Here is a 24,479-nt window from a genome sequence, read left to right as displayed (position 1 = left end):
GCAGCAATCGAGAGGGAGGGAAAACCTCCCATTTATTTTAGTTAGTTAAGCGCTTTATCATTCGGTTCTTTGAACAGAGCTTTCATCTGCTCAGACAGTTCAAAATTCATATTCAGGTTCTTCGGTGGGATCGGGTTTTTAAACCATTTGGCAAACCATTTCTCCGCTTCACCTGAGGTCTGTGCCTTAGCGATCGTCTCATCCATCAGCTTTTTAAACTCGGGATCGTCTTTACGCAGCATACAGCCGTAAGCTTCCTGAGATTGCGGCTTGCCGACGATTTCCCAGTTGTCCGGTTTCTTCGCTTTCGCGCGTTCGCCTGCCAACAACGCGTCATCCATCATAAAGGCAACCGCGCGACCGCTTTCCAGGGTACGGAAGGAGTCGCCATGGTCCTTCGCGCTGATGATGCGCATATCCATTTTTTGTTCTTCGTTCAGTTTATGCAGCAGCACTTCGGAGGTTGTACCGGAGGTGACGACGACCGCTTTCCCTTTCAGGTCCGGGAAATCTTTAATATCACCGCCTTTTTTCGCCAGCAGACGGGTACCGACTACGAAAATGGTATCGGAGAAGGCCGCTTGTTTCTGACGCTCAAGGTTGTTGGTGGTGGAGCCACATTCAAAGTCGAATGTGCCGTTTTGCAGTAGCGGAATACGGTTCTGAGAGGTGATTGGGATCAGCTTCACCTGCAGGTCAGGCTTGTTGAGCTTTTTCTTCACGGCTTCAACGATAGCGTTGGAGTAATCCTGTGAATAACCCACCACTTTCTGCTGGTTATCGTAATAAGAGAACGGAACAGAAGATTCGCGATGACCGACGACAATGACATCGTTTTTCGCGATTTTTTCCAGCGTGCTACCTGCGGCGGGTGCTGCATCTTCTGCATGCGCCAGACCGGCAGACATTCCCATCACCAGCATTGCTGTGGCCAGCTTACGTAATTGCATATCCAACTCCTTATCGTCTGCGTCAAAAACGCATTGATACCCATTGTGAGTGTCTGTGTTGTTATCACCTGCAACTTTAATGTGCAGTGTTATGATTGTTTGTTAACATTTAGTCTGGCTTAATGTAAAGATATTGCTGCGTTATTGTTTATTTTTGCGAAGTGCGCCGCACCGTTTAGAGGCAAAAATTTGTCATTGCACTATTTTGGCGCTACCAGAGAATGAAGTTGGTGCGACCGGGTTGCACAATCGGCCAAAAACGCATTTGCTTTGCATAACAAAGCAATAGGCGTGCCAGAATGGAATGTGGGAGGAGAGTTGTAGGCCCGGTAGGCGAAGCGCCACCGGGCAATAGGGGATGGGGATTACTTACGACGCTGGCGCAGACTCATTACCACAGCACCAAAACCCAACAATGCGGTGATTATCCACAGCGGCCAGTTGCCAGTGCGGGCGTATGGCGTCAGGCCCGTCGTTGGCGTGACGCTGGTGGTCAATACCTGACGGGTAAACTGCGGGATCATCGCCTGGATATCACCCTGCGGCCCAATGACTGCCGTAATACCGTTATTGGTACTGCGCAGCAGCGGACGCGCCAGCTCCAGTGAACGCATCCGCGCCATCTGGAAGTGCTGCCACGGACCAATCGATTTACCAAACCAGGCGTCATTCGAGATGGTCAGCAGGTAATCGGTATCAGGGCGGAAGTTGTCACGAACCTGTTCGCCGAGAATAATTTCGTAGCAAATGGCGGCAGTCAGTTTGAAGCCGTGCGCATGCAGCTGTGGCTGCACATATGGCCCACGACTGAATGACGACATCGGCAGGTCAAAGAACGGTGCAAGCGGGCGCAGAATAGATTCCAGCGGCACAAACTCGCCAAACGGGACAAGGTGGTTTTTGTTATAGCGATTGGTGGAGTCGTAGCTATACGGACTGTCTTTGCCCAGCGTGATGATGGTGTTGTACGTATCGTAACGGTTTTTGTTGTTCAGACGCGCATCAACAATACCGGTAATCAGCGTACTGTTTTTCGATTTCAGCAGGTCATCCATCATGCCAAGAAAACGCTGCTGATTCATTTCCAGATCCGGAATGGCGGACTCTGGCCAGATAATCAACTGTGATTTCCCTAGCTCTGGCTGTGTGGCATCAAGATAGATTTTTAGCGTGTTGACCAACTGATTCTCATCCCACTTCAGCGATTGAGGGATATCGCCCTGAACCATGGAAACCTGAATGGTTTTTTCCGGCTCAGGGGTATACCACTGGATATAGCGCAGTGGGAAGGGAAGGGCGAAAAGCACCGCAGCCACGACAAAGGGACGCCAGTGGCGAGTGGCGATAGCCAGTACCAACAGACCGCTAACCATCATCAACAGGAAGTTAATGGCTTCCACACCCATGACCGGCGCCAGCCCTTTCAGCGGACCGTCAATCTGGCTATAACCGAACTGCAGCCACGGGAAGCCGGTTAATACCCAGCCGCGCAGGAATTCCGTTATTTGCCAGACAACGGGGGCGGCAATCGCCACGCGCAGCCAGGTGGTTTTTGGCCACAAGCGTGATAGTACGCCGGCAAAAAGCCCTGTATAAAGCGAGAGATAAGCGGCCAGCAGCACCACGAGAAAGACGTTGACTGGACCGGGCATGCCGCCAAACTGCGCAATGCTAACGTAAACCCAGTTGATACCGGAGCCGAAGAGCCCCAGTCCCCAGAAATACCCTACGGCGGCAGACTGAAGCGGGCGGCGATTTAAGGTTAGAGCCTGCAAACCCATGAGCGATACTATCGCGGCAGGCCAGAGGTCATACGGAGAAAAGGCCAGCGTCCCGCAGACGCCGAATAATAACGCCAGCAGCAGGCGAATGCGCTGGCGTTCAATCAATGAGGCAAATGCCATGTTAAGTCCAATCCTGGTTTTATTCGTCCAGTTTCGGCTGAGGTGAGTCATCCGGAATTCTGACATGAACCTGAATAATACGACGGCTATCGGCCATCGCCACTTTGAACTGGTAACCATCAATGTCGATGGTTTCACCACGCGCTGGCAGATGACCAAACGCCTGCATGACCAGTCCACCAATGGTGTCGACCTCTTCATCGCTAAAGTGGGTGCCGAAGGCCTCGTTGAAGTCTTCAATTGGCGCCAGCGCGCGAATGGTCCAGGTGTGGCGACTGAGTTGACGGAAGTCGATATCGTCTTCTTCGTCGTACTCGTCTTCAATTTCACCGACAATCAGTTCGAGAATATCTTCAATGGTCACCAGACCCGAAACACCACCGAATTCGTCAATGACGATCGCCATATGGTAACGCTGAGAGCGAAACTCCTTCAGCATGCGGTCAACACGCTTACTCTCAGGTACGACAACTGCCTGGCGTAACACTTTTTCCATGCTGAACGCGTCGGCATCGCTGCGCATAAATGGCAGCAAATCCTTCGCCATCAGAATCCCTTCAATGTGATCTTTGTCTTCGCTAATTACCGGAAAACGCGAGTGAGCAGACTCGATGATGACATCAAGGCACTCGTCCAGGGTTTGGTTGCGTTTCAGGGTAATCATCTGGGAACGGGGGATCATGATGTCACGAACGCGTTGGTCCGCAATGTCCATCACCCCTTCGAGCATGTCGCGCGTATCTTCATCGATAAGCTCGTTCTGCCCGGAATCACGGATCAGCGCCAGCAGTTCGTCACGGTTTTTCGGTTCACCGTGGAACAGTTGGCTCAGTAACAGGGAGAAAAATCCCTTTTTGCTGTTTAATGTGTCACTACTGTGTGAATTGTCGTCGCTCATGGCGTCGTATGGGTTCTCATGTGAGTTAATGGGGCGCCCGTCACGCGTATCTTCAGCGTACGGCATTGCGGGAAACGACCGGGCATCAGCCCGGACGCTTATTCCTTCTCGGCAATGTACGGATCCTCATAGCCCAGAGCAAGCATAATCTCTGTTTCAAGGGATTCCATCTCTTCCGCTTCGTCATCTTCGATATGATCGTAGCCCAATAAATGCAGGCTACCGTGCACCACCATATGCGCCCAGTGGGCATCCAGCGGTTTGCCCTGTTCTTTCGCTTCTTGCTCAACCACCTGACGGCAGATTATCAAATCTCCCAGCAGCGGCATCTCAATACCCGGTGGCGCTTCAAAGGGGAAAGAGAGCACGTTAGTCGGCTTATCTTTGCCACGGTATGTCAGGTTAAGATCGTGGCTTTCGGCTTCATCCACCAGACGAATGGTGACTTCTGACTCTTCCTGAAACTGTGGGATCACCGCATTTAGCCATGTCTGAAACTGACTTTCTTCCGGTAAGCCCGTGTTGTTTTCACAGGCGAGCTGTAAATCGAGAATAACCTGACTCATTTTTGTCCTTGCTCCTGGGCTTCATGCTTACGAACGGCAGCCAGTTCTGCTTTTCGTTTTTGTTCTGCTTCTTCCCAGGCCTCATAGGCGGTAACGATCCGCGCGACCACCGGGTGGCGTACAACGTCTTCACTGTGGAAGAAATTAAAACTGATCTCATCGACTTCAGAGAGCACTTCGATGGCGTGGCGCAACCCTGACTTGGTACTACGCGGCAGGTCAATCTGCGTGATATCGCCGGTGATTACGGCTTTTGAATTAAAACCGATACGTGTCAGGAACATTTTCATCTGTTCGATGGTGGTGTTCTGGCTTTCATCGAGAATGATAAAGGCGTCGTTCAGGGTACGACCACGCATATAGGCCAGCGGTGCGACTTCAATCACGTTGCGTTCAATCAGTTTTTCGACCTTTTCAAAACCTAACATTTCGAACAGGGCGTCATACAAGGGGCGCAAATACGGATCGACTTTTTGGCTCAGGTCGCCTGGCAGGAATCCCAGTTTTTCACCGGCTTCCACCGCTGGGCGGGTCAGCAGAATACGGCGAATTTCCTGACGCTCAAGGGCATCGACGGCAGCGGCGACGGCAAGGTATGTTTTGCCTGTACCGGCGGGGCCAACCCCAAAGGTGATATCGTGATCAAGTATATTGGCGATGTATTGCGCCTGGTTTGGCGTACGTGGCTTAATCACACCGCGTTTGGTTTTGATATTTACCGCTTTGCCGTACTCCGGCACGCTCTCCGCGCTCTGTTCCAGCACCCGCGCTTCTTTGATGGCGAGGTGGATCTGTTCCGGCTCAATATCCTGCGTTTGACCACGCACCACCGCGGTATCGACATACAGACTGCGCAAAATATCTGCCGCAGCCGTTACGCAAATTGGGCGACCGGTCAGTTTAAAGTGGTTGTCACGACGGTTAATCTCGATGCCGAGACGGCGCTCCAGCTGTTTAATGTTGTCATCAAACGGGCCGCAAAGACTCAGCAGACGGGCATTGTCTGCAGGTTCAAGGGTGATTTCGCGAGTGTCTATGTTCAAACTGTTCCTCTTATGCATAGGGCGCCGGAAGATGAACATTCCCGGCCTGTAAGGAAATTATTCACGCCACAGGATAAAGGCGCAAGCATTGCAATGAAGATGGGGACAAAGAGGGGAATTACAAGGCCTGCCCGATGGCAGGCCTTGAGGATTAAGGCTGGTAGAAACCAACGCCAGAGTCGTTCTCTTTACGGGTACGGGCAATGACTGATTCCGGGGTTTCTGCAATACGCAGGCCCATTTCGTCTTCTGTGCGGATAACTTTACCGCGCAGGGAGTTTGTCCAGACGTCAGTGATTTCCACATCGACAAACTTACCGATCATGTCCGGGGTTCCTTCAAAGTTCACAACCCGGTTATTTTCGGTGCGACCTGACAGCTCCATAATGCTCTTGCGCGATGTTCCTTCTACCAGAATACGCTGCGTGGTGCCGAGCATACGGCGGCTCCAGGCTGTCGCCTGCTGATTGATACGCTCTTGCAGGATATACAAACGCTGTTTTTTATCGGCTTCCGGGACGTCGTCAACCATATCGGCAGCGGGTGTACCCGGGCGGGCGGAGAAGATAAAGCTATAGCTCATGTCGAAGTTCACGTCGGCAATCAACTTCATAGTCTGCTCGAAATCTTGCGTTGTTTCGCCTGGGAAGCCGACGATGAAATCGGAACTTATCTGAATGTCCGGACGCGCTGCGCGCAGTTTACGGATGATCGCTTTGTACTCCAGCGCAGTGTGGGTACGTCCCATCAAATTCAGTATGCGATCTGACCCACTTTGTACTGGCAGATGCAGGAAACTCACCAGTTCAGGGGTATCACGGTAGACTTCCACGATATCATCGGTGAACTCGATCGGATGGCTGGTGGTAAAACGAATGCGGTCAATGCCATCGATCGCAGCGACCAGACGCAGCAAATCGGCGAATGAACCGGTGGTGCCGTCATAGTTCTCGCCACGCCACGCGTTAACGTTCTGACCGAGCAGATTCACTTCGCGGACGCCCTGGGCAGCCAGCTGGGCGATTTCAAACAGAATGTCATCAGACGGACGGCTGACTTCTTCACCACGGGTGTAGGGCACCACGCAGTAAGTACAATATTTGTTGCAGCCTTCCATGATGGAGACGAATGCTGTTGGACCTTCGGCACGCGGCTCCGGCAGACGGTCAAACTTTTCGATCTCCGGGAAGCTGATATCGACGACCGGACTACGGTTGCCGCGTACGGAGTTGATCATTTCAGGCAGGCGATGCAGTGTCTGCGGCCCAAAAATGATGTCGACATAGTGCGCACGTTGACGAATATGATCGCCTTCCTGGGACGCTACGCAACCGCCGACGCCGATAATCAGCTCCGGGTTTTTCTCTTTTAAGAGCTTCCAGCGGCCTAATTGATGGAAGACTTTTTCCTGAGCCTTCTCGCGGATTGAGCAGGTATTCAGCAGCAGCACATCCGCTTCTTCCGCCACATCGGTCAGTTGATACCCGTGGGTAGCGTCCAGCAGATCGGCCATCTTCGATGAATCGTACTCGTTCATCTGACAGCCCCAGGTTTTAATATGGAGTTTTTTGGTCATCGACTTGCTCTTGCGAAATAGTAGCCAGGAATGCAGGGCGCATAGTGTAATGCTTTGGCGCGGTTGTGACCAGTATGACCGTTATCAGCCTCAAGGGGTAAAAAATCCTGTAAACTTAAAGCATATTGATAACAGGATGATTGACCATGACAAATCAACCAACGGAAGTAGCCATTGTCGGCGCTGGGATGGTCGGCGGCGCGCTGGCGCTGGGGCTGGCGCAACAAGGATTTTCGGTGACGGTGATAGAACATGCCGTTCCTGCGCCATTTGTTACTGACAGCCAACCTGATGTGCGTATCTCGGCGATAAGCGCTGCATCAGTGTCGTTACTCAAAGGTTTGGGCGTCTGGGATACCGTACAAGGGATGCGTAGCCACCCTTACCGCCGTCTGGAAACCTGGGAGTGGGAAAATGCTCATGTGATGTTCGATGCTGCCGAGCTTAAATTACCACTGCTGGGATATATGGTGGAGAACAACGTTCTGCAACGCGCACTCTGGCAGGCGCTGGAAGCGCATCCGAAAGTGACGCTACGAGTTCCCGCTTCCCTCATTGCTTTGCATCGAAATAATGACCGTCACGAACTGGAACTGACCGATGGCGAGATAATCACGGCAAAACTGGTTGTGGGCGCAGATGGCGCTAACTCGCGTATTCGGCAAATGGCGGGCATTGGTATTCACGCCTGGCAATATGATCAATCCTGCATGCTGATCAGCGTGCAATGTGACAGCGATCCCGGTGACAGCACCTGGCAGCAATTTACGCCAGACGGCCCGCGCGCATTTCTGCCCTTGTTCGATAATTGGGCGTCGCTGGTGTGGTATGACACGCCAGCCCGAATTCGCCAGTTGCAGAGCCTGAGTATGCCGCAGTTGCAGGTCGAGATTGAAAAACATTTCCCTTCGCGTTTGGGCAGCGTCACACCGATAGCGGCAGGGGCATTTCCGCTCACGCGCCGACATGCTTTGCAGTACGTTCAGCCAGGACTGGCGCTGGTAGGGGATGCGGCGCACACCATTCATCCGCTTGCAGGGCAGGGGGTGAATTTAGGTTATCGGGACGTTGATGCGTTGATCGACGTACTGGCGAATGCGCGTAGCTACGGTGAATCCTGGTCCAGCCATCAGGTGCTGAAACGCTATCAGACGCGCCGCATGACCGATAACTTCGTCATGCAGAGTGGGATGGATCTCTTCTATGCCGGGTTCAGCAATAATCTGCAACCGCTGAGGATCATGCGCAATATTGGGCTGATGGCGGCAGAGCGTGCCGGAATACTTAAGCGCCAGGCGCTGAAATATGCGTTAGGGTTGTAATTTTAATGCAGGCCTGCGCGACTCGCCGTAGGCCTGATAAGCGTAGCGCCATCAGGCAATAAGCGCAGAAAGCAAAAAGCTCGCCGAAGCGAGCTTTTTTATGTGGCTGGGGTACGAGGATTCGAACCTCGGAATGCTGGTATCAGAAACCAGAGCCTTACCGCTTGGCGATACCCCAACAGGTGCGTCTACAACGTAAACGTCTTTCGAAATTGGCTGGGGTACGAGGATTCGAACCTCGGAATGCTGGTATCAGAAACCAGAGCCTTACCGCTTGGCGATACCCCAACAATTTTTTTGATTTACCGAACTGAATCAGTACATCTTTAATATGGTGGCTACGACGGGATTCGAACCTGTGACCCCATCATTATGAGTGATGTGCTCTAACCAACTGAGCTACGTAGCCAGATTTTTTTCTTCGATGGCTGGGGTACCTGGATTCGAACCAGGGAATGCCGGTATCAAAAACCGGTGCCTTACCGCTTGGCGATACCCCAATGACCGTTGCGGTGAACCGCGATATCGAAGAAAAAATGGCTGGGGTACCTGGATTCGAACCAGGGAATGCCGGTATCAAAAACCGGTGCCTTACCGCTTGGCGATACCCCATCCGTGCAACGCTTACTGGTGAATGGTGCGGGAGGCGAGACTTGAACTCGCACACCTTGCGGCGCCAGAACCTAAATCTGGTGCGTCTACCAATTTCGCCACTCCCGCAAAAAAAGATGGTGGCTACGACGGGATTCGAACCTGTGACCCCATCATTATGAGTGATGTGCTCTAACCAACTGAGCTACGTAGCCATCTTTTTTTTCGCGTTACCTTATCGGCGTTGCGGGGCGCATTATGCGTATTGAGCCTTGAAGCGTCAACCCCTTTTTCATTGAAAATGGCCGGAATGTGACTGTTTGGTTAGGTTGCGAACAGCGTGACGCAATATTAGGCAATTATTGGTTATTAATCGTTTTTGTAAGGATTATTACAATATAAAAAAGAGCCCCGGAGGGCCCTTTTTCCACTTTTCGCTTATTTATAGGCGGACTGGTGGACGCCAACCGCACGACCGGAGGGATCGTTCATGGTTTTAAACGCTTCATCCCACTCGATAGCTTTCGCAGAGGAACAGGCGACGGACGGGCCGCCAGGCACACATTCTGCGGCGCTGGGAACCGGGAACAGCTCTTCAAAGATCTCGCGGTACAAGTACGCTTCTTTAGAGGACGGCGTGTTGTACGGGAAACGGAAGCGGGCTGTTTCCAGTTGTTGATCAGAAACCTGTTCGGCGGCCACTTCTTTCAGCGTGTCGATCCAGCTATAACCGACGCCATCAGAGAATTGCTCTTTCTGACGCCACGCGACGCTTGCCGGTAAGTAAGACTCAAAACATTCGCGCAGGACATGTTTTTCCATTTTACCGTTGCCGCACATTTTATCCTGTGGGTTGATGCGCATTGCCACATCAAGGAATTTCTTATCCAGGAACGGGACACGCGCTTCTACGCCCCATGCTGACATCGCTTTGTTGGCTCGCGCGCAGTCAAACATATGCAACGCTTGCAGTTTGCGAACCGTCTCTTCATGCAATTCTTTGGCATTCGGCGCTTTATGGAAGTAGAGATAGCCGCCGAATACTTCGTCAGACCCTTCACCAGACAGCACCATCTTAATTCCCATCGCTTTGATTTTACGCGACATTAAATACATCGGCGTCGAAGCGCGAATGGTGGTGACATCGTAAGTTTCGATGTGGTAAATCACATCGCGGATCGCATCCAGTCCTTCCTGTACCGTGAAGTGGATTTCGTGGTGTACAGTCCCCAGATGATTCGCCACTTCCTGCGCGGCTTTCAGGTCCGGAGAGCCTTCGAGACCGACTGCAAATGAGTGCAGCTGTGGCCACCAGGCTTCGGAACGCTCCTGATCTTCCACACGACGCGCGGCATATTTCTTGGTGATAGCGGAAATGACCGATGAATCCAGACCACCGGAGAGCAGTACGCCATAAGGTACGTCTGACATCAGATGGCTTTTGACGGCATCTTCCAGTGCCTGGCGCAGTTCCGCTTTGTCGGTGACGTTGTCTTTCACCGCGTCATATTCAAACCAGTCACGCTGGTAATAAGAACGAATTTCGCCGTCCTGGCTCCACAGATAGCTGCCCGCCGGGAACTCTTTGATGGTACGGCATACCGGAACCAGCGCTTTCATTTCGGAGGCGACGTACAGGTTGCCGTGTTCGTCGTACCCCATATAGAGGGGGATGATGCCAAGATGGTCACGACCAATTAGGTAGGCATCTTTCTCGCTATCGTACAGCGCAAAGGCAAACATGCCCTGCAGGGAGTCGAGGAATTGCGCCCCTTTCTCCTGATACAGAGCGAGGATCACTTCACAGTCGGAACCGGTCTGGAAGGTATAGCGATCGCCATATTCCGCACGCAACGCCTGATGGTTATAAATTTCACCGTTTACCGCCAGGATGTGCGTTTTCTTCTCGTTATACAGCGGCTGGGCACCGGCGTTTACGTCAACAATTGACAGACGTTCATGCGCCAGGATCGCGTTGTCACAGGCGTAAATGCCGGACCAGTCCGGCCCGCGGTGACGCATCAGACGTGACAGTTCAAGGGCTTTTTTACGCAGTTCAACCGCGTCTGTTTTGATATCGAATACGCCGAAAATAGAACACATAACCTTCTCCGTTAATCTGTTGCGTGGTGCTTGTTGTGTTTGCTTGATAAAGAAAATGCCGCAAAGCAGGAGAGGGCGCAAGTGAATTGCCGGTCAGAAAAGAAAAAATGCAATAGGCGTTGTGGATTAGTGAAAAAAGATTACGTACAGGGCGTCTTTATTGATGAATCAGCAATTTTATAGCCATTTTATTAAATGGAGCCCTGCCGGATTGCTGCATAAACTGCTTTATCTGGCCTACTGCGAGGTGCGGACCGTAGGCCGGATATGCAAAGTGCCATCAGGAATGGCGTCGTTTTCAGATAACGTCGATCTCTGCCACAGAAGGGTAGATCCAGCTTGGTCTGAACGGCATGCTGTCGATATCGTCAAGCGTGGAGACGCCAGATAACACCAGAATCGTTTCGAGCCCCGCCTGGAAACCGGCAAGGATATCGGTACGCAGATTATCGCCGACAATGACCGTTTCTTCGGAATGTGCCTGCATTTTGTTTAACGCGGCACGGATGATCCACGGGCTGGGTTTGCCCACATAAAACGGCTTGCGACCCGAAATTTTCTCAATGCCTGCGCAGAGCGCGCCACAGGCAGGGTAGAAGCCGCGACCGTGGGTGTCCGGATTGGTGGCGATAAAGCGGGCGCCATTGGCAACAAAGAAGGCCGCTTTATGCATCATTTCCCAGTTATAGGAACGGGTTTCACCGACGATCACGAAGTCCGGGTTAACGTCGGTGATGGTAAAGCCCGCTTTATACAATTCGTGAATCAGCGCGCCTTCACCCACTACGTAGGCTTTCTTGCCTTCCTGACGACGCAGGAAATCAGCCGTTGCCATTGCGGAGGTATAAAAGACGCTGTCAGGGACATTCACACCCGCAGTGGCAAAGCGGTTCGCCAGGTCTTGTCCGGTTTGGGAGGGGTAATTGGTCAGGAGCACCAGCGGCAGGCCTTTTTCCAGAATACCCGTCAAAAATTCTGCCGCACCGGGTACGGCAATGTTGTCGTGCATTAGCACGCCGTCAATATCACAAATGACATTTTTGATGGTCATGAACTACCCAGGGAAATGGTTATGAATCCGATACTATAAAAGCGCATTAATTTTCCAGCAAATGTTGAAGCAAAATGCCGTTCAGCATGGCGCGTTTTACCAGCGCAAATGCGCCAATGGCGGAGCGGTGATCCAGCGTCGAACGCACAACCGGCAGATTCTTACGAAATGCTTTCAATGCCTGAGTGTTAATGCAGCTTTCAATCGCCGGCAGCAGAACTTTGTCGGCTTCGGTTATCTCACCGGCAATGACAATTTTTTGCGGATTAAACAAGTTTATCGCAATGGCGATGGTTTTTCCCAGATGGCGACCCACGTGCTCGATCACCTCTGCGGCCAGGCTATCACCTTTATTGGCAGCCTTGCAGATGGTTTTGATGGTGCAGTCATCCAGCGGAACGCGGCTCTGATAGCCTTGTTTGAGCAAATTATGCACGCGATGTTCAATGGCGGCGTTGGCGGCGATGGTTTCCAGGCAACCAAAGTTGCCGCAGTGGCAGCGCTCGCCGAGCGGTTCGACCTGAATGTGGCCGATCTCGCCAACATTCCCATTGCGGCCTATAAAAATTCGGCCATTGGAGATGATACCCGCCCCGGTGCCCCGGTGTACGCGCACCAGAATGGAGTCTTCACAATCCTGGCTTGCGCCAAAATAGTGCTCAGCCAGAGCCAGGCTACGGATGTCATGGCCGACAAAACAGGTGACGTGAAAACGTTTTTCCAGCGCTTCAACCAGTCCCCAGTTTTCGACCTGAATATGTGGCATGTAACGGATGACGCCGCTTTCGGGGTCGACAAGCCCCGGCAGGATCACCGAAATAGCGATCAGTTCGCGGATTTTACGCTGGCAGCTTTCAATAAAAGTCTCAATGGTATTGAGCAGGGCATATTCCAGCGTTTCCTGAGTACGTTCAGGGAGAGGGTAATGCTCTTCCGCCACGACTTTACTGCTCAGGTCGTAGAGCGTTAGCGTAGTGTCGTGACGACCCAGGCGTACGCCGATCGCATGAAAGTTACGGGTTTCCGTGATGATAGAGATGGCGCGGCGGCCCCCGGTGGAGGCCTGCTGATCAACTTCTTTGATCAGCCCGCGTTCAATAAGTTGACGCGTAATTTTCGTTACGCTGGCGGGGGCAAGCTGGCTTTGCTCGGCAATCTGAATTCGCGAGATGGGGCCATGTTGATCAATCAGGCGGTAAACGGCCGCACTATTAAGCTGTTTTACGAGATCAACATTACCGATTTGAGCTTGTCCGCCAGGTGTCATACTTGTTCTTACTCTGTAACGACCTCGTTGCCATTAACGATGGTCTTGATGATTTTAAAGTCGTGTGTGAATGCGGTCAGGTTAGCCACTTTACCCGGTGCAATGCTCCCGAGCTGTTGGTCGACGCCAATCGCGCGGGCAGGGTAGAGGGTCGCCATGCGCAGTACTTCATCCAGCGCGATACCGCAATGTTCGACCAGATTACGGACACCTTCAATCATGGTTAAAGATGAACCGCTCAGCGTACCGTTCTCATCCACACAGAGTCCATTGCGGTAGTATATTGTTTTACCAGCAAAAATGAACTGCTCAATGTTTGCGCCTGCCGGTGCTGTTGCATCGGTGACCAGACAAAGCTTGTCGCCTTTCAGGCGTTTGGCATTACGGATATTGGCATAATCAACATGCAAGCCATCGGCGATCACGCCACAAAAAATGTCGGCTTCATCCAGAATCGCACCCGCCAGTCCTGGTTCACGACCGGTAATGTACGGCATGGCGTTAAACAGATGAGTGGCGAAGGTAATTCCAGCGCGGAAACCGGCTTTCGCTTCTTTTAACGTTGCGTTGGAATGCCCGGCAGAAACCACAATCCCCGCGTCTGCTAGTTTTGTGATCACGTCTGCAGGAACCATTTCTGGCGCCAGGGTGACTTTGGTGATGACGTCGGCATTATCGCACAGGAAATCAACCAGCGCAGCGTCAGGCTTGCGGACAAAACCCGGATTATGCGTCCCTTTTTTGACCAGGTTCAACCACGGGCCTTCAAGATGCAGACCTAATGCCTGATGCGGATATTTCGCCAGGTATTCACGCATGACGCGAACGCCCTGTTTCATCAGATCATCACTGGTGGTGATAAGCGTTGGCAGATAGCTGGTGCAGCCAGAACGTTCATTGGCTTTTTGCATTATTTCCAGCGTTTCAACGGTCACCGCTTCTGCGGTATCGTTGAACTGCACGCCACCACAACCATTTAACTGTACGTCGATAAAACCGGGGGAGAGAATGGCCCCATTCAGCGAGCGTTGCTCGATTTCCGGCGGCAGTTCAGCCACTGGACAGACTCTTTCAATCAGGCCATTGGCGACAACAATCGCATGGTCATCAAGAATTTCGTGACCGGTAAAAATCCGGCCCTGGGTTAAAGCATACATTCCGACCCCCGATTTCAAAAAATACCGCCCTGCAACACGCTCGCCAGGGCGGGGATACTATTACAGACCTTTAATATTTTCGGCTTCTAACTCGTTGAAGTATTTCAGCGTCTTAACTTTCAGCTCCATGGTGGAAGGCTCATCGCACACCACAACGGCTTTCGGGTGCAGTTGCAGACAGCTGATGGTCCACATGTGGTTAACGTTGCCTTCTACCGCCGCCTGGAGCGCCTGCGCTTTCTGATGGCCCAGCACCAGAATCATCACTTCTTCTGCGTCAAGCAGCGTACCCACACCTACCGTCAGCGCGTATTTAGGCACTTGGTTTACGTCGCCATCAAAGAAGCGAGAGTTTGCCACGCGAGTGTCATGGGTCAATGTTTTGATACGTGTGCGGGAAGCCAGAGAAGAGGCCGGTTCGTTAAACGCGATATGACCGTCGTTGCCTACGCCGCCCATAAACAGGTGGATTTTACCGTAAGCGCGAATTTTTTCTTCATACTGACGACATTCAGCATCAATATCCGCAGCGTTGCCATTGAGAAGGTTGATATTTTCTGCTGGAATATCAACGTGATCAAAGAAATTACGGTGCATGAAGCTATGATAGCTTTCTGGATGCTCTTTCGGAAGGCCAACATATTCGTCCATATTGAACGTCACAACATGTTTGAAGCTGACCTGGCCCGCTTTGTGCATTTCAACTAATGCTTTGTAGGCGGTTAATGGTGTGCCGCCAGTAGGCAGACCCAGAACAAACGGACGATCCGCCGTCGGCTTGAATGCGTTAATACGGTTCACGATATGGCGAGCAGCCCATTTGCCGACTTGTTCAGCGGTATTCAGGGGGATCAGTCTCATTCTTCACCTCAAAAGTTTATGTAGACGTTGGCGGATTGAACATGGGTACATAGACAAGCGTTTTGTATCAGCAAGAGGCAATCCGTCTTGATTTTTTGAATGATAAAATAAGTTTTCGCAGTTAGCCAGTAAAAGGGAGTGGTTATAGCGATATTTGGTGACTGGACTCACAAAAAACATGCTTTTAATTTGCGATACGAATTAAATTTTCACACACTCAGAATGCCAGTGAACCACTAAGATAGTGACACAATAAAAACACAGCTGAGAACGCGCCTTAAACGGGGTCTCATAGGGGGAATAAAGTGAGTATTCTAGGTTATTTACAAAAGGTTGGCCGCGCGCTTATGGTGCCGGTGGCCACGCTGCCTGCGGCAGCAATATTGATGGGTGTTGGCTACTGGATTGATCCCGTAGGTTGGGGTGGAGATAACGCGCTAGCGGCGTTCTTCATTAAATCGGGTTCCGCAATCATCGATAACATGTCCGTACTGTTTGCGATTGGTGTCGCTTACGGTATGTCCAAAGATAAAGACGGTGCTGCGGCGCTGACCGGTTTTGTGGGCTTCCTTGTGCTGACCACACTTTGTTCCCCGGCGGCGGTGGCGATGATCCAAAAGATCCCGGCGGACCAGGTTCCTGCCGCGTTCGGTAAAATCAGCAACCAGTTCGTGGGGATTTTGGTGGGTATCATCTCTGCTGAGCTGTACAACCGCTTCAGCGGCGTTGAGTTACCGAAAGCGCTCTCCTTCTTCAGCGGCCGTCGTCTGGTGCCGATCCTGACCTCCTTTGTGATGATCATTGTTGCCTTCATCATGATGTTTATCTGGCCGGTTATCTTCGACGGTCTGGTGAACTTCGGTGAACACATCCAGAAACTGGGCTCCGTTGGCGCGGGCGTCTACGCCTTCTTCAACCGCTTGCTGATTCCTGTTGGCCTGCACCACGCACTGAACTCCGTGTTCTGGTTCGACGTGGCGGGCATTAACGACATTCCTAACTTCCTCGGCGGCGCGCAGTCTATTGACGCGGGCAAAGCGGTTGTGGGCATTACCGGTCGTTACCAGGCAGGCTTCTTCCCAATCATGATGTTCGGCCTGCCGGGTGCAGCGCTGGCTATCTACCACTGTGCGCGTCCTGAGAATAAGGCGAAAGTGCTGGGTATCATGATGGCGGGCGCATTCGCTGCGTTCTTCACCGGGATCACCGAGCCGCTGGAATTCTCCTTCATGTTCGTTGCGCCGGTTCTGTATGTTATTCACGCCGTTCTGACAGGTATTTCTGTCTTCATCGCCGCCTCTATGCACTGGATTGCCGGTTTCGGTTTCAGTGCGGGTCTGGTGGATATGGTGCTTTCTTCCCGTAACCCGCTGGCGACTCACTGGTGGATGCTGATCCCACAGGGTCTGGTCTTCTTCGCGATCTACTATGTGGTGTTCCGCTTTACTATCACCAAATTCAACCTGATGACGCCGGGTCGTGAACTGGCGGTTGCCGGTAGCGAAGCCGACGGTCAGGACATGAATGTCAGCGCCGACAAAGACCAGGATGTCGCAGGTCTGGCGCGTCAGTACATCGCTGCAGTTGGTGGTTCTGACAACCTGACAGGTATCGATGCGTGCATCACTCGTCTGCGTCTGAATGTGAAAGACTCTTCACTGGTGAACGAAGCGCTGGCAAAACGCCTGGGTGCTTCCGGTGTGATTCGCCTGAACAAAACCAGCGTACAGATTATCGTTGGCTTTGTGGCTGAGAAAATTGCGAACGCCATGAAAACCACCGGCCCGGTAGCGGCAGCAGAAGCGGCTCCGGCTCCGGCAGCAGCACCTGTAGCAAAACCGCAGGCAGTGCCGAACGCAACGACCATTGCCGCTCTGGTTTCTCCGGTGACCGGTGAGGTGGTTGCACTGGAGCAGGTACCTGACGAAGCGTTCGCCAGCAAAGCGGTAGGCGACGGTGTGGCGGTGAAACCAACGGAAAAAACCGTTGTCTCTCCGGCTGCTGGCACCATCGTTAAAATCTTCAATACGAATCATGCGTTCTGCCTCGAAACCGAAAAAGGCGCGGAAATCGTTGTCCACATGGGTATCGATACTGTCGCGTTGGGTGGCCAGGGCTTCAAGCGTCTGGTGGAAGAGGGGGCTGAAGTGGTTGCCGGTCAGCCGATTCTGGAAATGGATCTGGATTTCCTGAACGCCAATGCGCGCTCTATGATTAGCCCGGTCGTTTGCAGCAACATCGATGACTTCAGCGGTCTGGTGCTCCAGGCGCAAGGTCAGGTCGTTGCCGGTCAAACACCGCTGTATGAGATTAAAGGCAAGTAATCGCTCGTAGGCCGGATAAGGCGCAAGCGCCGCCATCCGGCAAACTAAAACGAAGCAAGACAACTTAAGCGGCGGGGGGAAACCTCCGCCGCTTTTTTTTGCAGCAATTGATCCCATAATTCCAGTCTGTTACGTATTTTAAGTAACTAAAGGTTGTCAGTCTGTCCGGCTTATAAGATCATATGCCGTTATACGTTGTTTACGCTTTGAGGAATCCACGATGAGTGAGGCTGAAGCCCGCCCGACTAACTTTATTCGTCAGATCATCGATGAAGATCTGGCCAGTGGTAAGCACACCACAGTTCATACCCGTTTCCCGCCGGAACCCAATGGTTACCTGCACATCGGGCACGCCAAATCTATCTGCCTGAACTTTGGTATCGCGCAAGATTACCATGGCCAATGCAACCTGCGTTTTGATGATACCAACCCGGTAAAAGAAGATATCGAATACGTAGAATCTATTAAGAACGATGTGCAATGGTTGGGCTTCAACTGGTCTGGCGACATCTGCTACTCCTCAGATTATTTTGATCAGCTGTATGCGTATGCCGTTGAGCTTATCAACAAAGGGCTGGCCTATGTTGACGAATTGTCTGCTGATGAGATCCGCGAATACCGCGGCACGCTGACAGCGCCTGGCAAAAACAGCCCGTTCCGCGATCGCAGTGTAGAAGAAAACCTCGCGCTGTTTGAGAAAATGCGAGCTGGCGGTTTTGAAGAGGGAAAAGCGTGCCTGCGCGCCAAAATCGATATGGCTTCGCCGTTTATCGTCATGCGTGATCCGGTTCTGTATCGCATTAAATTTGCCGATCACCATCAGACGGGCAGTAAGTGGTGCATCTACCCGATGTATGACTTCACCCACTGCATCAGCGATGCGCTGGAAGGCATTACGCACTCCCTGTGTACGCTAGAATTCCAGGACAACCGTCGCCTGTACGACTGGGTGCTGGACAACATCACGATCCCGGTTCACCCGCGCCAGTACGAATTCTCGCGCCTGAATCTGGAATATACCGTGATGTCCAAACGTAAGCTGAATCAGCTGGTGACGGAAAAGCACGTAGAAGGCTGGGACGACCCGCGCATGCCGACCATTTCCGGTCTGCGTCGCCGTGGTTACACGGCTGCCGCTATTCGTGAGTTCTGCAAACGCATCGGCGTCACCAAGCAGGACAACACCATTGAGATGGCATCGCTGGAATCCTGCATCCGCGAAGATCTGAACGAAAACGCCCCGCGCGCAATGGCGGTTATCGACCCGGTTAAACTGGTTATCGAAAACTACCAGGGCGAAGGCGAAATGGTCACCATGCCAAACCATCCGAACAAACCGGAAATGGGCAGCCGTGAAGTGCCGTTCAGCGGTGAGATCTGGATCGATCGTGCTGATTTCCGCGAAGAAGCCAACAAGCAGTACAAACGTCTGGTGATGGGGAAAGAAGTCCGTCTGCGTAATGCGTATGTCATCAAAGCAGAGCGAGTAGAGAAAGATGCGGAAGGCAATATCACCACCATTTTCTGTACCTACGATGCAGACACCCTGAGCAAAGATCCTGCTGACGGGCGTAAAGTGAAAGGCGTTATTCACTGGGTGAGTGCAGCGCACGCATTGCCGGTTGAAATTCGTTTGTACGATCGTCTTTTCAGCGTACCGAACCCTGGCGCGGCGGACGATTTCCTGTCGGCGATGAACCCGGAATCGCTGGTGATCAAACAGGGCTTCGCAGAACCGTCGCTGAAGACTGCGGTTGCGGGTAAAGCCTTCCAGTTTGAACGTGAGGGTTACTTCTGCCTCGACAGCCGCTATGCAACGGCTGACAAGCTGGTATTTAACCGTACCGTCGGTTTACGTGATACATGGGCTAAAGTCGGCGAATAAGCAACACGACACAATCCCATCCGACAAACGCCGCGCTTCGCGGCGTTTTTTTTCGCTTAATTTCCGCTACATCCTCTGTTTGCAGAGCGAATTAATGACACCTAAAAAATAATTAATCCGGTAAAAGATATTTTGATGAGAGTGCACAGAAGTGTGGTCTGTGGTGATATTAAACGCTGTAACCGTTTTCATCTTTATGGAAAACAAAGGGATTTTGCGTTTTTATGATAATTTTTCGCATTTGTCGAATGTGTAACAAAAAGCAATGAAATATGTGCGGTCGCTCATATTATTACATACTGGTTACAGAAAGAGATTGATAATTCGCGTCGCGAAAAATAGTCTGTTCACTGTAGTCAATGAGGTTTTCTCAGCGCTATTTTTAATTTTTATTTTTAGCTGTTCGCCTTTGGCGGCAGCATTTTATACGTCAAAGAGGATTAACATATGCGTACGTTTAGTGGCAAACGTAGTACGCTGGCGCTGGCTATCGCCGGTATCACAGCAATGTCGGGTTGGATGGTTGCGCCGCAGGCAAGCGCCGCGGGCTTTATCGACGATTCGACCCTAACTGGCGGCATTTATTACTGGCAGCGTGAGCGTGACCGTAAAGACGTCACGGATGAAGACAAATATAAAACCAACCTTTCACACGCGACCTGGAACGCCAACCTGGATTTCCAGTCGGGTTATGCGGCGGATATGTTCGGTCTGGATATTGCAGCGTTTACTGCAATTGAAATGGCGGAAAGTGATGAAAGCGGACACCCGAACGAAATTGCATTCTCGAAAAAAAATAAAGGCTATGACGAAGATTACTCTGGCGATAAGAGTGGTGTCAGCCTTTATAAAGCTGCGGCAAAATTCAAATACGGTCCGACCTGGGCGCGTGCCGGTTATATTCAGCCAACCGGACAGACGCTGTTAGCGCCGCACTGGAGCTTTATGCCGGGTACCTATCAAGGGGCCGAAGCCGGAGCCAACTTTGACTATGGTGATGCTGGCGCGTTGAGCTTCTCCTACATGTGGGCCAACGAATATAAAGCGCCGTGGCACATTGAAGTGGATAAATTCTATCAGGCTGATAAAAAGACCAAAGTCGATTACCTCCACTCTGTTGGCGCAAAATACGATTTCAAAAATGACTTTATTCTTGAAGCTGCCTTTGGTCAGTCTGAAGGGTATGTCGATCAGTACTTTGCCAAAGCCAGCTACAAATTCGATCTGGGCGGGAATCCGCTTACCACCAGTTACCAGTTCTACGGTGCACGCGATAAAGTTGATGACCGCAGTGTGAACGACATCTATGACGGCACTGCATGGTTGCAGGCACTGACTTTCGGTTACAAAGTGGCGGAAGTGGTTGATCTGCGTCTGGAAGGAACCTGGGTTAAAGCGGACGGGCAGCAGGGTTACTTCTTGCAGCGTATGACGCCGACTTACGCCTCCTCAAATGGTCGTCTGGATATCTGGTGGGATAACCGTTCCGACTTTAACGCCAACGGTGAAAAGGCAGTCTTCTTCGGCGCGATGTATGACCTGAAGAACTGGAATCTGCCGGGTATGGCGCTGGGGGCGTCATACGTCTACGCCTGGGATGCAAAACCGGCGACCTGGCAGAGCAACCCGGATGCGTTCTACGACAAAAATAAAACCATCGAAGAATCCTCCTACAGTCTTGATGCGGTTTATACCATGCAGGAAGGACGTGCCAAAGGCACCATGTTTAAACTGCACTTCACCGAGTATGACAACCACTCCAATATCCCGAGCTGGGGTGGTGGTTATGGCAACATCTTCCAGGATGAGCGTGACGTGAAGTTCATGGTTATCGCACCGTTCACTATTTTCTGATGCCTGTCGCGGCAGAGTGTTTCTCTGCCGCGCCGTTGAGGACTGTTGTATGAAAAAAATGCTACTCATCGCCATTATGGCGTCAGGGCTGGTGGCCTGTGCGCAATCTCCCGCACCAAAGGAAGATAGTCGCCTTAAAGAGGCGTACAGCGCATGTATTAACACTGCACAAGGTTCACCGGAAAAAATCGAAGCCTGCCAAAGTGTATTAAATGTGCTGAAAAAAGAAGATAAGCATAAGCAGTTTGCTAATGAAGAGAGCGTGCGGGTACTGGATTACCAGCAGTGTATTCAGGCGACACGCACGGGCAATGGCCAGGCGGTAAGTGCCGATTGCGACAAAATCTGGAAAGAAATTCGCAGTAAAAATACAGTGCAGTAAAGGGATTCGCTGAAAGAAAAAAAGACCCGCTTTGATAGCGGGTCTTTTTTATGGGCATAAAAAAGCCAACCGGATGGTTGGCTCTTTGGAGAAAGTATTACTTTGCGTCATGCGCGTGTTCGTCTTCGCGGCAATCGCCTTCAGCGCAGTGACCGTAAAGATAGAGGCTATGGTTGGTTAAACGAATACCATGTTTAGCCGCAATCTCACGTTGGCGCGCTTCGATAGAATCATCGCTAAACTCGATCACTTTGCCACAATCGAGGCAAATAAGATGATCATGATGATGCTGTTGGGTCAGCTCAAAAACGGACTTGCCGCCTTCAAAATTATGGCGAGTCACGATACCGGCGTCATCGAACTGGTTCAGCACGCGATACACGGTCGCCAGACCAATTTCTTCACCCATGTCGATCAGACGTTTATACAAATCTTCCGCACTGACGTGATGGTTTTCCGGTTCCTGAAGAACTTCCAGAATTTTTAAACGAGGAAGCGTTACTTTCAGGCCAGCCTTCTTTAATGCGGTATTGTTGTCAGTCATGCGGAATCTGTCCTGTTTCTAAACGATTCACTTCATTAAAGAAGTGACAGAAATTGCACTTGAGAGAATGCGTATCATTATAGAACTGCCATGTCTAAATGAAAACTGCAAGCCTCGGGCAAATATTATTAATCAAAACGTGGTACTGCCTACAATCACACTGTGCAATACCAGAATAACACCCGAACATTGTACAGGGATGGGCAGGAAAGTTACAAATTTGTAGCAATTATTTTGATTGGTTTTATCTATTGATGCGGCGCAGATAGTTTCTGCGCCGCACGAAATCAGGCGTTGATGATTTCGTCGAGATGCAGTTCGGCAGAAATCTGTTTAACCCACTTTTCAACGCGCTCAGCGGTCAATTCCGGCTGACGGTCTTCGTCGATAGCCAGACCGACAAAATGATCGTCATCAGCAAGACCTTTAGAGGCTTCGAAATGATAGCCTGCGGTTGGCCAGTGACCGACGATGGTTGCGCCGCGTGGTTCGATAATGTCGCGGATGGTGCCCAGCGCATCGCAGAAGTATTCTGCGTAGTCTTCCTGATCGCCGCAACCAAACAGAGCCACCAGTTTACCATTGAAATCAATGTCTTCGAGGGTAGGGAAGAAGTCATCCCAGTCGCACTGTGCTTCACCGTAGTACCAGGTCGGGATACCTAACAGCAGAATGTCATACCCTTCCAGGTCTTCTTTACTGCTTTTCGCAATGTCATGAACATCGGCAACGTCTTTACCAAGCTGTTTTTGAATCATTTTTGCGATATTTTCGGTATTACCGGTGTCGCTGCCGAAAAAGATGCCAGTGATTGCCATGAGTAAAATAACCTCTTGAAACTTATTGAAATGGTGGTGGCGCATTGCCCACGGATAAGGGCAATCATAGCAGATCAGTCAGGCATGCGGAAACAGCAAACACGCAGGACTGCACTCTGTGCTACACGATTTATGATTTAGAGCAGAAATTCAGACAGACCCCTGGCCACGCAGCGAGATAAGCTGGTTTGTCAGCATCTCTTCAATGAGCTCACTGCGGCTCATATTGCGTGCATCCGCCAGTTCATTCAGCGCATCCACGGCCTCAGCATTAAGCTTCAGTTCGACACGCTTAAGCCCACGAACCTTGTCGCGTTTAAGCTGATTACGCTTGTTAATGCGTAGCTGTTCATCACGCGAAAGCGGATTGGTCTTGGGTCGTCCCGGGCGACGCTCGTGCGCGAACAGATCTAATGTCGTACGGTCCGTTTGTTCTTTGGCCATGATTTTGGTGACTTCGGGGAAACAATCAGCCAGGCGTATGCCCGGATGGATAGCGCGCCATCATACATCAGCGAGTGAGGCACGCCAACGCCTGCGCACGTAATCGCGCGCGGACGCTGAGTTTTTAATCAGTTAGCCTTTTCCGCCAGATACCGACGTATAGCGCGTAGCACGGCATCCGGTTTTTCTGCATGCACCCAATGGCCGGCACCCGCAATCACATGTGCCCGGGCCTGAGGAAATTGCGTCAGCAAGTCGTGACGATAGGCTTCGGTGACATAGGGGGAATTACCACCAGGGATAAACAATGCCGGATGATTCCAGGCTGGGATAGTTTCCCACCCCACGATATGCGGGTACTGCTCCCACAATACGGGCACGTTAAAGCGCCACTCGCCATCGACATACGACTTTAACAGGAACTGAATAACACCTTCTTCCTGAAGGTGCTGGCGCATAACTGCCGCCGCCTGTTGGCGTGTTTGCGCATCAGATTCGGTTACGGCGTTGATCGCGGCAAAGATCTCATCGTGACGGCGCACGTGATAATCAACCGGCGCAATATCAATCGCCACCAGTTGATCAATACGATCCGGTGCCAGTGCAGTCAGCGCCATGACGGCTTTTCCGCCCATTGAGTGACCAATGAAGGTGGCTTTTTCGATACTCGCGGCATCCAGAGTATCCAGCAGATCCTGCGCCATCGCCGGGTAATTCATCTCCGGTGAACGGGGAGAAAGACCGTGGTTACGCATATCAACCTGGATGATGTCGTGATCCTGTACCAGATCGCGTGCCAGTATGCCGAGGTTATCAAGGCTACCAAACAAGCCGTGAACAAGGACGATGGGAGAATTATTGTGCAGCTTTTGTGCAGATTGCGCTCGGATGTTCAATTTCATGGCAAAGTTCTTTTTTTCGCTCTGTCGGGTTAGGGTA

The 24,479-nt window shown here is 51.5% G+C and carries 20 protein-coding genes, 7 tRNA genes and 1 pseudogene; 5 read left to right on the top strand and 23 right to left on the bottom strand.

The annotated features are described in order from the left end of the window. Positions 1–41: 41 nt before the first annotated feature. From NNO04_RS04495 to miaB, 6 genes are all read right to left on the bottom strand, one after another. Positions 42–950, bottom strand: a complete 909-nt coding sequence (locus tag NNO04_RS04495) for an amino acid ABC transporter substrate-binding protein (RefSeq protein ID WP_271443655.1) — start codon at positions 948–950, stop codon at positions 42–44. Between the two features lie 365 nt (positions 951–1,315). Next, a complete protein-coding gene (gene lnt / locus NNO04_RS04490; protein ID WP_271443654.1) occupies positions 1,316–2,854 on the bottom strand; it encodes an apolipoprotein N-acyltransferase in 1,539 nt (512 codons plus the stop codon). 19 nt (positions 2,855–2,873) lie between these two features. Continuing rightward, positions 2,874–3,752, bottom strand: a complete 879-nt coding sequence (gene corC, locus NNO04_RS04485) for a CNNM family magnesium/cobalt transport protein CorC (protein ID WP_162382563.1) — start codon at positions 3,750–3,752, stop codon at positions 2,874–2,876. A 98-nt stretch (positions 3,753–3,850) separates the two neighbouring features. Then, complete coding sequence (gene ybeY, locus NNO04_RS04480; RefSeq protein WP_192611550.1) at positions 3,851–4,318, bottom strand: rRNA maturation RNase YbeY; 468 nt, start codon at positions 4,316–4,318, stop codon at positions 3,851–3,853. Then, positions 4,315–5,361, bottom strand: a complete 1,047-nt coding sequence (locus NNO04_RS04475; protein ID WP_271443653.1) for a PhoH family protein — start codon at positions 5,359–5,361, stop codon at positions 4,315–4,317. Before NNO04_RS04475 ends, ybeY begins: the two co-directional genes overlap by 4 nt. Positions 5,362–5,512: 151 nt before the next feature. After that, positions 5,513–6,937, bottom strand: a complete 1,425-nt coding sequence (gene miaB, locus NNO04_RS04470) for a tRNA (N6-isopentenyl adenosine(37)-C2)-methylthiotransferase MiaB (RefSeq protein ID WP_271443652.1) — start codon at positions 6,935–6,937, stop codon at positions 5,513–5,515. 146 nt (positions 6,938–7,083) lie between these two features. On the opposite strand from miaB, the gene ubiF reads away from it, so the two are divergent. Next, positions 7,084–8,259 carry a 3-demethoxyubiquinol 3-hydroxylase gene (ubiF, locus tag NNO04_RS04465; RefSeq protein WP_271443651.1) on the top strand — a complete coding sequence of 392 codons (1,176 nt, stop codon included), beginning with the start codon at positions 7,084–7,086 and terminating at the stop codon, positions 8,257–8,259. Between the two features lie 103 nt (positions 8,260–8,362). Here ubiF and NNO04_RS04460 read toward each other — a convergent pair. The 12 genes from NNO04_RS04460 to nagB form a co-directional block, all read right to left on the bottom strand. Beyond that, positions 8,363–8,437, bottom strand: a tRNA-Gln gene (locus NNO04_RS04460). 35 nt (positions 8,438–8,472) lie between these two features. Then, positions 8,473–8,547 (bottom strand) — tRNA-Gln (locus tag NNO04_RS04455). Between the two features lie 44 nt (positions 8,548–8,591). Further along, a tRNA-Met gene (locus NNO04_RS04450) sits at positions 8,592–8,668 on the bottom strand. Positions 8,669–8,684: 16 nt separating this feature from the next. Beyond that, positions 8,685–8,759: transfer RNA gene (locus NNO04_RS04445), tRNA-Gln, on the bottom strand. A gap of 37 nt (positions 8,760–8,796) precedes the next feature. After that, positions 8,797–8,871, bottom strand: a tRNA-Gln gene (locus NNO04_RS04440). Between the two features lie 23 nt (positions 8,872–8,894). After that, positions 8,895–8,979, bottom strand: a tRNA-Leu gene (locus NNO04_RS04435). A 9-nt stretch (positions 8,980–8,988) separates the two neighbouring features. Then, a tRNA-Met gene (locus NNO04_RS04430) sits at positions 8,989–9,065 on the bottom strand. Between the two features lie 223 nt (positions 9,066–9,288). Beyond that, the gene (gene asnB / locus NNO04_RS04425) at positions 9,289–10,953 is read right to left on the bottom strand and encodes an asparagine synthase B (protein WP_271443650.1); all 1,665 of its coding nucleotides are present in this window, start codon (positions 10,951–10,953) and stop codon (positions 9,289–9,291) included. 298 nt (positions 10,954–11,251) lie between these two features. Next, positions 11,252–12,004, bottom strand: a complete 753-nt coding sequence (nagD, locus tag NNO04_RS04420) for a ribonucleotide monophosphatase NagD (protein WP_192611555.1) — start codon at positions 12,002–12,004, stop codon at positions 11,252–11,254. A gap of 46 nt (positions 12,005–12,050) precedes the next feature. After that, positions 12,051–13,271 carry a DNA-binding transcriptional regulator NagC gene (gene nagC, locus NNO04_RS04415; protein WP_271443649.1) on the bottom strand — a complete coding sequence of 407 codons (1,221 nt, stop codon included), beginning with the start codon at positions 13,269–13,271 and terminating at the stop codon, positions 12,051–12,053. Between the two features lie 8 nt (positions 13,272–13,279). Continuing rightward, complete coding sequence (gene nagA, locus NNO04_RS04410) at positions 13,280–14,428, bottom strand: N-acetylglucosamine-6-phosphate deacetylase (protein ID WP_271443648.1); 1,149 nt, start codon at positions 14,426–14,428, stop codon at positions 13,280–13,282. 60 nt (positions 14,429–14,488) lie between these two features. Further along, a complete protein-coding gene (nagB, locus tag NNO04_RS04405; RefSeq protein ID WP_271443647.1) occupies positions 14,489–15,289 on the bottom strand; it encodes a glucosamine-6-phosphate deaminase in 801 nt (266 codons plus the stop codon). A 305-nt stretch (positions 15,290–15,594) separates the two neighbouring features. On the opposite strand from nagB, the gene nagE reads away from it, so the two are divergent. From nagE to chiQ, 4 genes are all read left to right on the top strand, one after another. After that, positions 15,595–17,613 (top strand): N-acetylglucosamine-specific PTS transporter subunit IIBC, encoded by a 2,019-nt coding sequence (gene nagE, locus NNO04_RS04400; protein WP_271443646.1) that lies wholly within the window; start codon positions 15,595–15,597, stop codon positions 17,611–17,613. 220 nt (positions 17,614–17,833) lie between these two features. Continuing rightward, positions 17,834–19,498 carry a glutamine--tRNA ligase gene (gene glnS, locus NNO04_RS04395; RefSeq protein WP_271443645.1) on the top strand — a complete coding sequence of 555 codons (1,665 nt, stop codon included), beginning with the start codon at positions 17,834–17,836 and terminating at the stop codon, positions 19,496–19,498. Between the two features lie 447 nt (positions 19,499–19,945). Beyond that, positions 19,946–21,352, top strand: coding sequence for a chitoporin ChiP (chiP, locus tag NNO04_RS04390; RefSeq protein WP_271443644.1), 1,407 nt, complete (start codon positions 19,946–19,948; stop codon positions 21,350–21,352). A 49-nt stretch (positions 21,353–21,401) separates the two neighbouring features. Beyond that, positions 21,402–21,734 (top strand): ChiQ/YbfN family lipoprotein, encoded by a 333-nt coding sequence (gene chiQ / locus NNO04_RS04385; RefSeq protein ID WP_271443643.1) that lies wholly within the window; start codon positions 21,402–21,404, stop codon positions 21,732–21,734. 97 nt (positions 21,735–21,831) lie between these two features. Here the strand turns inward: chiQ and fur are convergent, their stop codons facing one another. From fur to ybfF, 5 genes and pseudogenes are all read right to left on the bottom strand, one after another. Next, complete coding sequence (gene fur / locus NNO04_RS04380; protein WP_046477500.1) at positions 21,832–22,278, bottom strand: ferric iron uptake transcriptional regulator; 447 nt, start codon at positions 22,276–22,278, stop codon at positions 21,832–21,834. Next, positions 22,271–22,356: pseudogene (locus NNO04_RS04375) on the bottom strand (fur leader peptide). The gene fur and the pseudogene NNO04_RS04375 overlap by 8 nt, the downstream one beginning before the upstream one ends. A 209-nt stretch (positions 22,357–22,565) precedes the next feature. Next, entirely contained in the window at positions 22,566–23,096 is a 531-nt protein-coding gene (gene fldA / locus NNO04_RS04370) for a flavodoxin FldA (RefSeq protein ID WP_167456047.1), read from the bottom strand. A 150-nt stretch (positions 23,097–23,246) separates the two neighbouring features. Continuing rightward, positions 23,247–23,540 carry a LexA regulated protein gene (gene ybfE, locus NNO04_RS04365; protein WP_271443642.1) on the bottom strand — a complete coding sequence of 98 codons (294 nt, stop codon included), beginning with the start codon at positions 23,538–23,540 and terminating at the stop codon, positions 23,247–23,249. A 128-nt stretch (positions 23,541–23,668) separates the two neighbouring features. Further along, complete coding sequence (ybfF, locus tag NNO04_RS04360) at positions 23,669–24,442, bottom strand: esterase (RefSeq protein WP_271443641.1); 774 nt, start codon at positions 24,440–24,442, stop codon at positions 23,669–23,671. Between the last annotated feature and the right edge of the window lie 37 nt (positions 24,443–24,479).

Origin of the sequence: Citrobacter sp. Awk 4 (genome assembly GCF_028069725.1) — a bacterium.
Taxonomy (GTDB): Bacteria; Pseudomonadota; Gammaproteobacteria; order Enterobacterales; family Enterobacteriaceae; genus Citrobacter_D.
The sequence above is the reverse complement of the archived record's forward strand: the minus strand, read 5'-3'. Positions and strand labels throughout refer to the sequence as shown.